The 13,229-nt window shown below is 54.4% G+C and carries 13 protein-coding genes; 7 read left to right on the top strand and 6 right to left on the bottom strand.

Annotation, left to right across the window (positions count from 1 at the left end; translation table 11 throughout):
* The first annotated feature begins 73 nt into the window (after positions 1-73).
* Genes HED22_RS07145 through HED22_RS07135 form a run of 3 tightly spaced genes read left to right on the top strand, consistent with a single transcriptional unit; the run spans position 74 to position 3,604 of the window.
* Positions 74-1,513: a mannose-1-phosphate guanylyltransferase/mannose-6-phosphate isomerase gene (locus HED22_RS07145; RefSeq protein ID WP_167720619.1), complete on the top strand. Its 1,440-nt coding sequence runs from the start codon at positions 74-76 to the stop codon at positions 1,511-1,513.
* Positions 1,514-1,519: 6 nt separating this feature from the next.
* The gene (gene gmd / locus HED22_RS07140; RefSeq protein ID WP_167720617.1) at positions 1,520-2,641 is read left to right on the top strand and encodes a GDP-mannose 4,6-dehydratase; all 1,122 of its coding nucleotides are present in this window, start codon (positions 1,520-1,522) and stop codon (positions 2,639-2,641) included.
* A gap of 3 nt (positions 2,642-2,644) precedes the next feature.
* Positions 2,645-3,604 (top strand): GDP-L-fucose synthase, encoded by a 960-nt coding sequence (locus HED22_RS07135; RefSeq protein ID WP_167720615.1) that lies wholly within the window; start codon positions 2,645-2,647, stop codon positions 3,602-3,604.
* A 119-nt stretch (positions 3,605-3,723) separates the two neighbouring features.
* On the opposite strand, the gene HED22_RS07130 is transcribed toward HED22_RS07135, so the two are convergent.
* On the bottom strand, positions 3,724-4,317 hold the full coding sequence (locus tag HED22_RS07130; RefSeq protein WP_167720613.1) for a cysteine hydrolase family protein: 594 nt from the start codon (positions 4,315-4,317) through the stop codon (positions 3,724-3,726).
* Positions 4,318-4,432: 115 nt separating this feature from the next.
* Here HED22_RS07130 and HED22_RS07125 point away from each other — a divergent pair, with 115 nt between their 5' ends.
* Entirely contained in the window at positions 4,433-5,317 is an 885-nt protein-coding gene (locus HED22_RS07125) for a LysR family transcriptional regulator (protein WP_167720611.1), read from the top strand.
* Here the strand turns inward: HED22_RS07125 and HED22_RS07120 are convergent.
* The 4 genes from HED22_RS07120 to HED22_RS07105 form a co-directional block, all read right to left on the bottom strand.
* A complete protein-coding gene (locus HED22_RS07120; protein ID WP_167720609.1) occupies positions 5,304-5,933 on the bottom strand; it encodes a nucleoside triphosphate hydrolase in 630 nt (209 codons plus the stop codon). The two genes, HED22_RS07125 and HED22_RS07120, sit on opposite strands and share 14 nt — an antisense overlap.
* 37 nt (positions 5,934-5,970) lie before the next feature.
* Positions 5,971-6,765 carry an ATP-binding cassette domain-containing protein gene (locus HED22_RS07115; RefSeq protein ID WP_167720607.1) on the bottom strand — a complete coding sequence of 265 codons (795 nt, stop codon included), beginning with the start codon at positions 6,763-6,765 and terminating at the stop codon, positions 5,971-5,973.
* Positions 6,762-7,844, bottom strand: coding sequence for an ABC transporter permease (locus tag HED22_RS07110; protein ID WP_167720605.1), 1,083 nt, complete (start codon positions 7,842-7,844; stop codon positions 6,762-6,764). Before HED22_RS07110 ends, HED22_RS07115 begins: the two co-directional genes overlap by 4 nt.
* A 172-nt stretch (positions 7,845-8,016) precedes the next feature.
* On the bottom strand, positions 8,017-9,045 hold the full coding sequence (locus HED22_RS07105; RefSeq protein WP_167720603.1) for a sugar ABC transporter substrate-binding protein: 1,029 nt from the start codon (positions 9,043-9,045) through the stop codon (positions 8,017-8,019).
* A gap of 225 nt (positions 9,046-9,270) precedes the next feature.
* On the opposite strand from HED22_RS07105, the gene HED22_RS07100 reads away from it, so the two are divergent.
* Positions 9,271-10,518: an ROK family transcriptional regulator gene (locus HED22_RS07100; RefSeq protein WP_217701869.1), complete on the top strand. Its 1,248-nt coding sequence runs from the start codon at positions 9,271-9,273 to the stop codon at positions 10,516-10,518.
* A 12-nt stretch (positions 10,519-10,530) separates the two neighbouring features.
* Here HED22_RS07100 and gloB read toward each other — a convergent pair whose 3' ends face one another.
* Positions 10,531-11,301, bottom strand: coding sequence for a hydroxyacylglutathione hydrolase (gene gloB / locus HED22_RS07095; protein WP_167720601.1), 771 nt, complete (start codon positions 11,299-11,301; stop codon positions 10,531-10,533).
* A gap of 135 nt (positions 11,302-11,436) precedes the next feature.
* Here gloB and HED22_RS07090 point away from each other — a divergent pair, with 135 nt between their 5' ends.
* Complete coding sequence (locus HED22_RS07090) at positions 11,437-12,267, top strand: class I SAM-dependent methyltransferase (RefSeq protein ID WP_254869827.1); 831 nt, start codon at positions 11,437-11,439, stop codon at positions 12,265-12,267.
* Positions 12,268-12,380: 113 nt separating this feature from the next.
* Positions 12,381-13,172, top strand: coding sequence for an ABC transporter substrate-binding protein (locus HED22_RS07085; protein ID WP_167720599.1), 792 nt, complete (start codon positions 12,381-12,383; stop codon positions 13,170-13,172).
* Positions 13,173-13,229 lie beyond the last annotated feature (57 nt).

Genomic DNA, 13,229 nt, shown 5'->3' with positions numbered 1-13,229 from the left:
GAAGGGGGGTGAAAACTGTTCTATAAGCGGGGTCGGTTCAGAAAGACGCATCACCGGAAAGCGCAACCTAGACATGCGAAAAGATAAAATCATCAAGCCCGTCATAATGTGTGGCGGATCGGGCACAAGGCTTTGGCCGCTTTCGCGCAAGGCATTCCCCAAACAGTTCATTCCTCTCTATAAGGGAAAGTCCCTGTTTGAACTCACTCTCGATAGAGTGGCCCCGCTTGGTGATGTGTTGGCGGTGAGCGGAGATGATTACCGGTTTTTCGTTCAGGAGATTGGTGAGAAAACAGGGCTTAATCTTACACAAATTCTAGAACCCTGTGGGCGCGATACCGCTCCAGCGATGGGCTTGGCAGCGGCTTTCAAGGGAGATCCCGACGACCTGCTGTTGTTCTGTCCAGCCGATCACTTTATTCCTGGTTCAGATGAATTTCGTGGCATGGTTTCTGGTGCCTCTGATCTTGCCAGCAAGGGATGGATTGTCACCTTCGGTGTTCAACCTAGCGGGCCAAGTACAGCATACGGCTATATTGAAACTGGCAAGGAAATTCGCAGCGGTGTTTGCAAATCGGTTCGCTTTCATGAAAAGCCCGATGTCGAAACAGCTCTGGAATTCCTTTCTTCTGGCAAGTTCCTATGGAACTCGGGCATTTTCCTGATCAAACGTTCTGTGCTTCTTGAAGCATTAGAGGCCTTTGAACCGATCATTTACGACAAATGCGTGGCTTCAATGGCAAATGCCAAACAGGACGGTGCATTCTGGCGGCCCGGTGCGGAATTTATTGATGCCACCAAAAAGAGCATTGACTATGCAGTCATGGAGCGTGCGACAAACATCGCTGTCGTTCCATTCAATGGCGTTTGGAGTGATGTCGGCAGCTGGGATGCAATGTTCGCTCTAAGCGAAGTTGACCAAGATAATTGCGGCAAGCTCGGTGTTACCGAAAACATCCATTCGATTGACTCAAGAAATACACTCGTCCATGCCTCGGACCGTCGTTTTGTTGTGACAATCGGAACACAGGATCTGGTGATTATTGATACACCGGATGCCCTGATGGTCAGTGCGCTGGATCAGGTCGAGAAGATAAAGAGTGTGGTGTCTGAACTCGATACTGCAGGACGTGCAGAGGTTCACGAACATCGCCGCGTTGCACGCCCCTGGGGAGCATATGATAGCATTGATCAAAGTGATCGCTTTCAGGTCAAACGCATCACTGTCAAGCCGGGCGCAAGACTGTCCCTTCAAAGACATAACCATCGCGCGGAACACTGGATCGTTGTTAAGGGAACTGCATTGGTGACCAGGGATGACGAAACCTTCCTGCTCCAGGAGAACGAATCAACCTACATTCCCCTTGGGGCGGTTCACCGGATGGAAAACCCGGGAAAAATACCTCTTGAGTTGATTGAGGTACAATCTGGCACATACCTTGGCGAAGATGATATTGAGCGTTTTGACGATGAGTATGGACGCAGGACACAAGCAAAGAGCGAACTAGGATAAATTGGTATGACCAAACGGGCCCTCATTACCGGGATCACCGGTCAGGATGGTAGCTATCTGGCAGAATTCCTGCTGGAAAAGGGATATGAAGTCCATGGTATCAAGAGGCGTAGCAGCTCTCTGAATACCGATCGCATCGATCATCTCTATCAGGATCCGCACGAGCAGAATCGGAAACTCGTGCTGCACTATGGGGATCTGGCCGATAGCAGCAACCTGACGCGCATCATTAATGATGTCAAACCGGACGAGGTTTATAATCTCGGTGCACAAAGCCACGTCGCTGTCAGTTTTGAGGCCGCCGAATACACTGCGGATATTGATGCACTCGGAACGCTCCGTCTTCTTGAAGCCATTCGTTTCCTCGGTCTGGAAAAGAAGACCCGTTTCTATCAGGCGTCGACTAGTGAGCTTTACGGACTCGTGCAGGAAATTCCGCAAAAGGAAACCACGCCGTTTCATCCACGGAGCCCGTATGCAGTGGCGAAGCTTTATGCCTATTGGATCGCCGTGAATTACCGTGAGGCGTATGGCATGTATGCCTGCAATGGCATTCTGTTTAATCATGAAAGTCCGCGCCGGGGCGAAACGTTTGTGACCCGCAAGATTACGCGTGCACTCTCCAACATCTCACAAGGCTTGGAGCAGTGCTTGTATCTCGGCAATATGGACGCGCTGCGTGACTGGGGGCATGCAAAGGATTATGTCCGCATGCAATGGATGATGCTTCAGCAGGAAGAAGCTCGAGATTACGTTATTGCAACCGGCCGTCAGGTAACTGTACGCAAGTTCGTAGAACTCTCTGCCAAGGAGCTGGGCATTACGCTTCGCTTTGAAGGCGAGGGCGTCAACGAAAAGGGTATTGTCGACGCGGTCGACAAGTCGATCTCGCCAGCCGTTTCTGTTGGAGATGAAATCGTTTGCGTTGACGAGCGGTACTTCCGCCCGGCCGAAGTGGAGACACTTCTTGGTGATCCGTCAAAGGCCAAAAATGAACTGGGTTGGGAACCGGAAATCACCATGGAAGAAATGATCTCTGAAATGGTGACCCACGACCTCAAAAAGGCCCGCCAGCACCGCCTGCTCAAGGACAACGGGTTCGAAGTTGCAATTAACGCGTCGCAGTAAGTCATGACCAGAAAAGTTTTCATCGCAGGACATAGAGGTATGGTTGGCAGCGCGATTGCGCGTCAGCTCAGTTCGCACCCCGATGTCGAACTCATTCTGGCATCGCGTGATGAACTGGATCTTGAAAGCCAACACGCGGTAAACGTATTTTTTGCAAACAACGATATCGATGAAGTATACCTCGCTGCCGCCAAGGTCGGGGGTATTCATGCGAACAATACCTATCCAGCAGATTTCATCTATCGAAACCTGCTGATTGAAACCAATATCATCGGTGCCGCTCATAACTCAGGTGTTCAGAAAGTCTTGTTCTTGGGATCTAGCTGCATCTATCCGCGTGCGGTGGGTCAGCCAATGCGTGAAGACGCGTTGTTAACCGGTGTGCTTGAAAAAACCAACGAACCCTACGCGGTTGCCAAAATCGCGGGCATCAAACTGTGTGAATCCTTTAATCGGCAGTATGGCCGGGACTATCGTAGTGTGATGCCAACCAACCTTTACGGCCCGGGTGATAATTACCATCCGGAAAACAGCCACGTCATTCCGGCTCTTTTACGCCGTTTCCACGAAGCAAAGGTTTCCGGTGCCGACGAAGTCATGGTTTGGGGAAGTGGCAAGCCCTGTCGCGAGTTCCTGTTTGTCGATGATATGGCGGCAGCCAGCATACATGTCATGAACCTCGATGTTGCGACCTACAAGGCAAATACCGAGGAAATGTGCAGCCATATCAATGTCGGTTATGGCTCTGATGTGACCATCCGCAAATTGGCGACACAGATAGCTAAAACCGTAGGGTTTACCGGCAAGATTGCGTTTGATGCGTCAAAGCCTGACGGTACCATGCGCAAACTGATGGATAGCGACCGCCTGTTCGCAACAGGTTGGAAGCCGACAGTGGACCTGCAAACCGGTTTGGTTCTTGCCTATGACGATTTCCTCAATGGTGAAACGCGTGAAGCATAAAGCACCATTTCTCAATGGCGGTCAGCATATGTTCTGATCTGTCGCTTGGCAGCAACACCAAAACGCCCCGCAAAATCTGCGGGGCGTTTTTTCTTGTTTGGCAGTGGTCGGTTACGCGATCATGCTGCGAGGATATCTTTTGTCGGAACAATCTTGGCAAAGGTGTCGGCCAGCATGGTGAGTTCATGGTTATGAATGTCGGCGGCCAGAACTGTGTCGCCGGTCATGGCATCGGGCAGATCGCGTGTGGCGGTTGCGTCTGAAACGACAGTGACGGCAAACCCCTTTTCATCGGCAACACGGGCCGTGGTTGAGACGCAGACATGGGTCATGAATCCCGTCAGAACAACATTTTTCAGACCTGCATTCGCCAAAAGCTCTTCAAGGTTGGTGTTGCCAAACGAACTGGGGACCGCTTTGGTGACAATGCCTTCATCGTCACTCGGGGCCACTTCCGGCATGATGGCGGCATAGGGGCCGCTCGGGTCAAACAGACCGGTTGCCTGATGCTGGACATGGATCACCGTGCCGCCCTGATTGCGCCAATGGGCCAGAAGCGTCTGGATATTGGCAAGGGCAGGTGCAAGCCCGGAAAGCTTTAGGTGCCCATTGCGGTATTCTTCCTGGGCATCAATCACAATCAACGCGGCGTCCTTGGGCGTTCCGTTCGGAAGGACCGCACCGGCAATATCAAAGATGGTTTTTGCAGTCATATCGGGATCCTTAAGTTCAAGCGGATGATGGCTGATTATGGATCTGCAAATTCGCATTATCCATCGGCATTAATTCGACTATAATCTGCGAAAATGCAGAATATGGGAGTTTGTCATGTCGCTGGATTGGGAAGGATTGCGGACCTTCGCCCATGTCTGTCAGGCCGGAAATATGAGTGCCGCTGCGCGTGAACTTGGCGTCAATCAAACAACCGTCGCCCGGCGCATTGCCCGATTGGAAGAATGGGTTGGGTATGCGGTTTTACATCGCGATGGCCGTTCTGTTGCACCAACAGCACGCGCACAGGCCCTGCTGCAAACTGCCCAGCAGATGCAGGAAACCGTGTCCGGTCTGCTGGCCCGGGAACCAGAGGCTGACCATAACAACAAGCAGATCAGCGGCATTGTCCGCCTGACGGGTGTTGACGCGATCCTGCAGGATTGTGTCGCGCCGCATATGGCATCCCTGCATCGGTTATATCCGGGGATTGCGCTGGAGCTGATCGGGGCCAACCGAAACCTGAGCCTGCCGCAACGCGAAACTGATATTGCCATCCGTCTTGCCCGCCCGGAAAGCGGCGCGTTTCATATCCGACGGCTTGGTTATCTGGAATATGGCATCTATTGCAATCCTGATGGATTACTGCCTGATGCCCTTGATCCGGCGCAACTGACGTGGATCGATCTTGATGAGTTTTTTTCCGATAAGCCGGAGCAGAAATGGCTGTCTGATCATTTCCCGGATCGCAAGATTATCGGTTATGCCAATCGTGGATCGATCATGGTGGCGATGATGGCGGGGCATGCCTGCTGTGCGCTGCTGCCGCGCTGTGTCGGCGACCGGGTTGACGGGCTGACCAGGCTCGGTGGGTATGATCCGACCGGACGTGACGTCTGGCTGCTCACCCATCAGGACAAGCGTCACCTTCCGCCTGTTCGTGCGGTGGCTGACTGGCTGGTCGATATTCTTCTTGATGGGGATTTCATCACCCGCCTGTAATCATGATATCGGCGGGTTTACTATGACGGGCAACCGTTACCGCATTGGGAAGGTCGTTTGTTTCCGCCTTGGCGCGCGCCCCATCGTCATCAAACCCGAAACTCCGCCATCGATCCATCAATCGTGCGCGCAGGGTTTCTTCGGGCACATCCAGATAGATCGACAAATCAAACAGGTTATGCAGCTGGTCCCACGGCGCTTGATCCAAAAGCAGGTAATTGCCTTCGACCAAAATGATTTTATGACGAGGGGCAATCACCCGGGCGGAGCCGCGCGATATTTCAAGGCTGCGGTCAAAAAGCGGGACGCAGACATCCTCATCGGGCGTGTCGCGAAGCGCAATCAAAGTGCGTTTAAGGCCGCCGACATCAAATGTCTCCGGCGCACCTTTGCGGGGCAGAAGATCACGGTCTTCAAGAATGGCATTGTCAAAATGAAACCCGTCCATCGGCACCACAGCAGCCCCGGCTTTATCACCCCCCAGATGGTGATAAAGCCGGTCGGACAAGGTTGACTTGCCCGAGGCTGGTGCACCGACGATGGCAACAAGGATGCGGCCCGCGTCGGCGTGTCTGGCGCGAATGGCTTCCGCCAGATGATCAAGATCAGGTGTCATGAAACTGTGGTTCTCATATCCGGGGCACGTCGTTTCTTCAGGCGGCGTCTTCTGCCGGTGGCTCCTTGGCGCCTGTCATGAAGGCAACCGCATCCGACATGCTGTAGTCATCAGGCTTGATCGTACAAAGACGTTTGCCCAGACGATGGACATGAATGCGATCTGCCACCTCGAACACATGGGGCATGTTATGTGAAATCAGTACAATCGGCATGCCACGCGCCTTCACATCGGCAATCAGATCAAGAACCCGACGGCTTTCCTTCACCCCAAGGGCGGCTGTCGGTTCATCCATGATCACCACGCGCGATCCGAATGCAGCCGCACGGGCAACAGCCACACCCTGGCGCTGTCCACCCGAAAGGGTTTCGACCGCCTGATTGATGTTCTGAATGGTCATCAGGCCCAGATCCGTCAGCTTTTGGCGTGCCAGACGCTGCATTTCCTTATGATCAAGTGCGCCGAAATACTTGCCCATCAGGCCCTTCTTGCGCAGTTCACGACCCATAAACATGTTATCGGCAATCGAGAGTGCGGGGGAAAGTGCCAGGTTCTGATACACCGTCTCGATCCCGGCTTCGCGGGCCTCCATCGGCGAGGTGAACTGGATCGGCTTGCCATCAAGCTCGATGCTGCCTTCATCAATGGTCACCGCCCCCGAAAGGGCCTTGATCAGCGATGATTTCCCTGCACCGTTATCGCCGATCACGGCAAGAACTTCGCCGGGATACAGATCAAAGTCAGCGTAATTGAGTGCGGTCACGCGACCATATCGTTTGACGATGCCGCGTGCCTTAAGAACAGGTTGCACAGATTGGGAAGTGTTGCTCATGACGACACCTTTCTGATCCACTGGTCAATGGCCACGGCAATAATGGTCAGCCAGCCAATGGCAAAGACCTGCCAGAGAACATCCACACCCGCCAGTCTGAGGCCGGAATTAAACACACCAACAATCAACGCCCCGATCAGCGGGCCAATGATCGATCCGCGCCCGCCAAACAGCGAAATCCCGCCGATCACAACTGCGGTAATTGATTGAAGGTTGGCTTCCTGAAAACTTTGCGGCGAGACAGACCCAACACGCCCGATCGATGCCCACGCGCCAATGGCGCAAACAAGCCCGGCCAGGCAATAAACCATGATCAGCGTTCGGTTGGTGCGAATGCCGGAAAGCTCGGCGGCTTCCTTGTCATCACCGATGGCATAAACATGCCGTCCCCAACTGGTGTGGTTCAGGATGTACCAAAGTACGGCAAAAATCACCAACATCAGGATCGAGCCATAGGTGATCCGCGCCCCGCCAAGAGCAATGCTTTCGCCAAAGAATTTCAAAAGCGGTGCGATTTCATCCAGGGTCTGGCTTCTGATCGATTGCGCGCCCGAAAGCCACAGGTTGAGCGCAAAGAAAATATTCCACGTGCCCAGTGTGACGATGAAGGGCGGCAATTTGATGCGGGTTACAAGAAACCCGTTCAGTCCGCCGGCGCAGATCCCGCCGATACAGCCAATCACAATGGCAATCGGGGCCGGGATGCCGATTGTCACGGCAAGCTGTCCCATGATGACCGACATCAGAACCATGATCGCACCGACCGAAAGGTCAATGCCGGCTGTCAGGATCACAAGGCTTTGCGCCGCGGCCAGAATACCGATAATCGACACCTGCTGCATGATCAGCGACAGGTTAAAGGGCGAAAAGAATTTATTGCCGGCAACAAAGCCGAAAATGATGATCGAAAATATCAGAACAATGACCGGCACCATAGTCGGGTTGCCATGCAGGAAGTGCTGCACACTGTCAAAAAGACTGCGGTGTTTATGGTCGAATTGCGCGACGTTGCTGTCGCTGGAGTCAAGCGCGTGCTCGAACTCCTGTTTCTGGCGCGACGATTTGGGTGTCTCGCTCATCGTTTCCTCCGGACCTGGTCAAAACTGGTTCAGGCATTCCTGATCCGTTTACCGTCACCCGCCCGGCTCTGGTGGCTGGTTCGCATGACATACCAAGTGTAAAGCAAAGTGGGACAAGGAGGGCAGGGTATAATACTGCCCTCCTTCGAAGCAGATCGGGATCAGTTCAGGATTAACCCCAGCAACGATCCATGCCCTCGGCAACGTCAATCGACGGCACACCGTCGACCGGCTGATCGGTTACAAGGTTCACGCCAGTGTTATAGAAGTTAAGGCCCTGGCTGTTCTGCGGTTTTTCGCCGCTATCAGCCCATGCCTTGATCGCCTCAATGCCTTTGGATGCCATCAACAGCGGATATTGCTGCGAGGTCGCACCAATCACGCCATCCTTGACGTTGGCAACACCCGGGCAGCCGCCATCGACTGATACGATCAGAACGCCCTCTTCCATGCCAAACGATTTCAGCGCCTCATACGCGCCGGCTGCTGCCGGTTCGTTGATGGTGTAAACCACATTGATGTCAGAATCGCGCTGCATCAGGTTTTCCATCGCGGTACGGCCGCCTTCCTCGTTACCATTGGTCACGTCATGGCCGACGATCCGGTCGTCATCCTCGTCCCCGATCTTGTTGGGGTCCTTGATGTCGATCCCGAATCCTTTCATGAAGCCCTGATCGCGCAGGACATCGACTGACGGTGCACTTGGTGCCAGGTCAAGAAGGGCAATCTTGGCTTCTGCTGCCTTGTCACCCAGCTTGGCGGCGGCCCACTGACCAATCAGTTCGCCAGCCTTGAAGTTATCGGTGGCAAAGGTGGCATCGGCCGCGTCAATCGGTTCAAGCGGCGTGTCGAGTGCAATCACAAGAAGGCCCGCGTCACGCGCCTTTTTGACGACCGGTACAATCGCCTTGGTGTCCGATGCGGTCAGAAGGATGCCTTTTGCACCCGATGCGATGCACGATTCGATGGCCTGAACCTGTGTTTCGTGGTCGCCATCAATCTTGCCTGCATAGGTCGAAAGATCGATGCCAAGTTCTTCGGCCTTGGCAGACGCCCCTTCCTTCATTTTCACAAAGAACGGGTTGATGTCGGTTTTGGTGATGAGGCAGGCGCCGATATCCTCGGCTTTTGCGGTGTTCGGGGCTGCAGAGATACCAAGTGCAAGCGCACCAAGGGCTGCGCCAAGAAGTGCTTTCTTCATTTGTTTCCTCCCAGGACATAACCTGAATATGTGGCCATTTGGGCCTGATTTGATTGTTTTCCAACAGGTCGTGGCGCAGTTTTTGTGCCGGGCCTTCAACCTGCATGGGCCATACGACACACCAAATGGGCGAAACTGTCAATTAATAAATCCGATTGATTTATTAATTATTCCTGTCACTCTGGACGGTAATCAGGCTATCTAATGTCTGAGTGGGAGGACCAAATGTCAGACAGCATCTCTGCGAACCCGGATGATATCGGGGCGGATGATCGCATATCGCGTCCGTTGCATCCCGGCGGCGGCGCCAACCAGCTTCGCGTGCGCGCCTATAATGAACGGCTTGTGCTGTCGCTCGTGCGCCGCAATGCCGGTCTGTCCAAGGCCGATATCGCAAGGCTTTCAGGGCTGTCTGCCCAGACCGTTTCCGTCATCATGCGCGCGCTCGAACAGGACGGCCTTTTGATGCGGGGCACGCCGGTGCGCGGCAAGGTTGGCAAGCCTAAGGTTCCCATGGCGCTTAATCCCGACGGGGTTTATTCCTTTGGCCTGAAGATCGGGCGGCGCAGTGCCGAATTGATCCTGCTTGATTTCGTTGGCTCTGTACGTGCGACCAAGCGCGAAGCCTACAAATACCCGACACCCGATGGCATCCGGCGCTTTGTCCGGCAATCGGTTGATGACATCATCACCGGCCTTTCGCGCAATCAGATTGATCGTATCGCCGGAATCGGCATCGCAGCCCCGTTTGAGCTTTGGAACTGGGTCGATGAAGTCGGTGCCCCGGTCGAAGACATGAATGCCTGGCGCGAGGTCGATCTGGTCGACACCATCGGCGCCATCGTGCCATTTCCGGTCTTTCAGCAAAATGACGCCACGGCGGCCTGCGGGGCGGAACTGGTCTTTGGCCTTGGCCCGAACTATTCCGATTTTGCCTATTTCTTTATCGGCTCGTTCATTGGTGGTGGCGTGGTGCTGAACCAGGCGCTTTATGCCGGGCGCACAGGCAATGCCGGGGCTTTTGGCTCCATGCCGGTATCCTCACGTAGTGGCCATCCCAGCCAGTTGATCGATCAGGCATCCATCTTCGTGCTTGAACAAATGCTGACCCGCGAAGGTCGCGATCCGGCAATGTTGTGGCGTGATCCCGATTATTGGCATGACTTGGGCAACACCCTTGATATTTGGATTGCCCATACCGCACGCAGTCTGGCAATTGCCATTACCTCGGTCTGTTCGGTGATCGATTTCGAAGCGGTAATTGTCGATGGCGGCTTTCCGGCCGACGTCTGTGAACGGGTGGTGGCGGCAACCCGTGCCGCAATTTCCGAACTGGATTTGCAGGGCATCGAAAGCCCGCATATCGAACAGGGACGGGTGGGCAGTGCCGCACGTGCCATCGGTGCGGCCAGCCTGCCCCTGTTTTCACGTTATCTGCTTGATCAGAACGTTCTGTTCAAACAGATGGCCTGATCCAGTCGCTTCTTAGAAATTGTCTTTGCGTTTGCGAATCTCGGTAAATATCGCAACCGGGCTTTCGCCGCTCATGCCCAATGCCTCGGCAACGGACGGATCATCGGCGCGCAAGAACGGATTGGTCGCAAGTTCCACATCCAGACGCGATGGAATGGTCGGCAGGTTACGCGCCCGAAGCCCGTCAATATCCTGACACCGTGCGGTCAGAACCGCGTTGTTCGGTTCAATCGTTTTGGCGAACTTCGCATTGGCCTGCGTATATTCATGGCCGCAATAGACCTGGGTGCTTGCTGGCAGATTGCGGAATTTGCAAAGAGAGGTCCACATTTGCTCTGGCGTGCCTTCAAACAGGCGTCCGCAGCCCAACGCAAACAAGCTGTCCCCGGAAAACAGCGCCGTAATCGCCGGGAAATAGAACGCGATATGGCCGCTGGTATGGCCTGGCACGTCAAACACCCGACCTTCCAGATCGCCAATCAGAACCTGATCACCCTCGCCGCACGTGTCATCCATGTTCGGAATGCGCGCTTTCTCCGCCGTCGGGCCAAGCAATTTGGCACCGTATTCTTCCATCAGCTCGGCGTTGCCACCGATATGGTCATGGTGGTGATGAGTGTTGATCACCAGATCAAGGTTCCAGTCTCGCTCTTCAAGGGCGTCGATCACAGGTGCTGCTTCGCCCGGATCAATGATGGCGGTGACTTCGCTGCGGTGGCAGCGGACAAGATAGGTGTAATTATCTGAAAGACAGGGAATGACGATCACTTCACCGGCGGCCATAACGTACCTCTGAACCTGAATTGCACTTTGCCCAAAGACTAGCAGCAACTTCTGTCTTGAAACAATCACGCAAAACCGTCCGGCATGGATTGCAAAAACATTCCCGTGACCGATAGGGGATGATAGGCTTGCGCCATGCGTCAGGATGTCGTTGATCTTCACCGTTTTTATGCCAGCAGCATCGGGCAGGCCGCCCGGCGTCTGATCCGCAGGCGTTTGCGCGTCATGTGGTCAGATGTCCGGGGTATGCGGGTGCTGGGCTTTGGTTATGCCACGCCGTATTTGCGCCCGTTTATCGGCGAGGCAGAACGCGTCATGGCCTTTATGCCTGCCCGTCAGGGCTGCGTACATTGGCCGCCTGATGAACAGAACCGCGTGGCGCTTACCGAAGAAACCATGTTGCCGCTCCCCGACAGTTCGGTTGATCGTATCCTGTTGGTGCATCTGGTCGAACATTCCGATTCCATGCGGCGTCTGATGCGCGAGTGCTGGCGGGTGCTGACCCCCAATGGCCGGATTGTGGTGGTGACACCCAACCGAAGCTCGCTCTGGTCGTGGTCGGAAAAGACACCGTTTGGCTTTGGCCATCCCTACAGCGTGTCACAGCTGCAAAACCTGATGCGTGAAAACATGTTTCTGCCCGTACAGCACAGCCGTGCCCTTTTCATGCCGCCAACCAACATCCGGCTTTTGCTGCGCTGGTCGCAAATGTTTGAAAATATCGGCTCGCGCCTGTTTAAGGCCTTTGCCGGCGTTTCGATTGTCGAGGCCGGCAAGCAGCTTTATGCCAGTTCCGGCACGCCACAGCGTAAACGTCGTCTGGTGCATATTCCGGTGACGGTTCCGCCATTGCGTCCGGCGGATGGCAACCGGCAGCACCGCGAACCGCACGAAGATGCAGATGATGACCGTGCGGCAAATGCCCAGAAGCCATCAGACCATCCTGTTGGGCAAAGCAAAGATTGAGTTGAAACCTGCTGTTACGCCAACGCAATTGACAGACACCACAGATTTGTCTGCATAATACGTCCATGAAATTCAGGAACGCGTTGCGAAATTCAGTCAGGTTTGCAGGCAGCATGCTTATCGGGCATGCGCTGCTTGGGGCCACTCTGGCCGCAGCCCAAACGGTTCAGAACAGCAATATCCCCCGAACCATCACGCTTTATGCCGAAGACAGCAACAAACCCTATGCCTTTCTGGATGGTACGACGGCAGACGGTATCTATGTCCGGATATTGCAAGAGGCGTTTGATCGCATGCCGGGCTATCGGCTTGATATCGTCAGTGTGCCGTTCCGCCGGGGAATGGATTTGCTTGAGAACGGCGCGATCATGGGCTTCTTTCCACCTTATGAACGTGCTGATCGCAGCTGGATCGAACGCTATTCCATTCCGATTCTGCGTGAAACCGTGGTCGCGATCTGCAGCAAGGACTACGCCCACAGCAACGAGCTCAATCGCTTCCCGGATGATTTCAAAGGCGCGCGATTTGCCAATAATGCCGGCTATCGTCTGGCCGGACCCGAATTTTTCGACATGGTTGATGCGGGTGACATCACGCTTGAAGAAGCCAACACCACGGCAAGCAACCTGCGTTTCCTGATGGCAGGGCGGGTGGATTGTTACGTCAATGAACGCATGGCCATACTGGCGGCCATGCAGGAACTTGATGTCGACAGGGCAACGTCACGCCTGTTTGATGAAGTGGCCATCATCGGCCATGAATTCGGCTATGTTGCCTTTGGCCCCGACCCGGAAGACTACTGGCCGTATCGCGACCAGTTTGCTGATGACCTTGATCAGGTCCTGCGCGACATGCGCGACAGCGGCGAAATAGACCGCCTCGTCGTTTCCTACTTCGCATATTGATGTTGCACTGAAGGAAGACACGGTTCTCACGTTTGCCGGACACACAAAAAAACAGGC

It is taken from the genome of Thalassospira sp. HF15, from assembly GCF_011806525.1.
Classification (GTDB): Bacteria; Pseudomonadota; Alphaproteobacteria; order Rhodospirillales; family Thalassospiraceae; genus Thalassospira.
Note: the sequence above shows the minus strand (reverse complement) of the source record. Positions and strands in the feature narration are given on the sequence as shown.

What these genes read in the sequence shown, in the direction of transcription:
- HED22_RS07145 (WP_167720619.1), top strand. Translation starts at nt 74, where the DNA reads ATGCGAAAAGATAAAATCATCAAGCCCGTCATAATGTGTGGCGGATCG.
- gmd (WP_167720617.1), top strand. Translation starts at nt 1,520, where the DNA reads ATGACCAAACGGGCCCTCATTACCGGGATCACCGGTCAGGATGGTAGC.
- HED22_RS07135 (WP_167720615.1), top strand. Translation starts at nt 2,645, where the DNA reads ATGACCAGAAAAGTTTTCATCGCAGGACATAGAGGTATGGTTGGCAGC.
- HED22_RS07130 (WP_167720613.1), bottom strand. Translation starts at nt 4,317, where the DNA reads ATGACTGCAAAAACCATCTTTGATATTGCCGGTGCGGTCCTTCCGAAC.
- HED22_RS07125 (WP_167720611.1), top strand. Translation starts at nt 4,433, where the DNA reads ATGTCGCTGGATTGGGAAGGATTGCGGACCTTCGCCCATGTCTGTCAG.
- HED22_RS07120 (WP_167720609.1), bottom strand. Translation starts at nt 5,933, where the DNA reads ATGACACCTGATCTTGATCATCTGGCGGAAGCCATTCGCGCCAGACAC.
- HED22_RS07115 (WP_167720607.1), bottom strand. Translation starts at nt 6,765, where the DNA reads ATGAGCAACACTTCCCAATCTGTGCAACCTGTTCTTAAGGCACGCGGC.
- HED22_RS07110 (WP_167720605.1), bottom strand. Translation starts at nt 7,844, where the DNA reads ATGAGCGAGACACCCAAATCGTCGCGCCAGAAACAGGAGTTCGAGCAC.
- HED22_RS07105 (WP_167720603.1), bottom strand. Translation starts at nt 9,045, where the DNA reads ATGAAGAAAGCACTTCTTGGCGCAGCCCTTGGTGCGCTTGCACTTGGT.
- HED22_RS07100 (WP_217701869.1), top strand. Translation starts at nt 9,271, where the DNA reads ATGTCAGACAGCATCTCTGCGAACCCGGATGATATCGGGGCGGATGAT.
- gloB (WP_167720601.1), bottom strand. Translation starts at nt 11,301, where the DNA reads ATGGCCGCCGGTGAAGTGATCGTCATTCCCTGTCTTTCAGATAATTAC.
- HED22_RS07090 (WP_254869827.1), top strand. Translation starts at nt 11,437, where the DNA reads ATGCGTCAGGATGTCGTTGATCTTCACCGTTTTTATGCCAGCAGCATC.
- HED22_RS07085 (WP_167720599.1), top strand. Translation starts at nt 12,381, where the DNA reads ATGCTTATCGGGCATGCGCTGCTTGGGGCCACTCTGGCCGCAGCCCAA.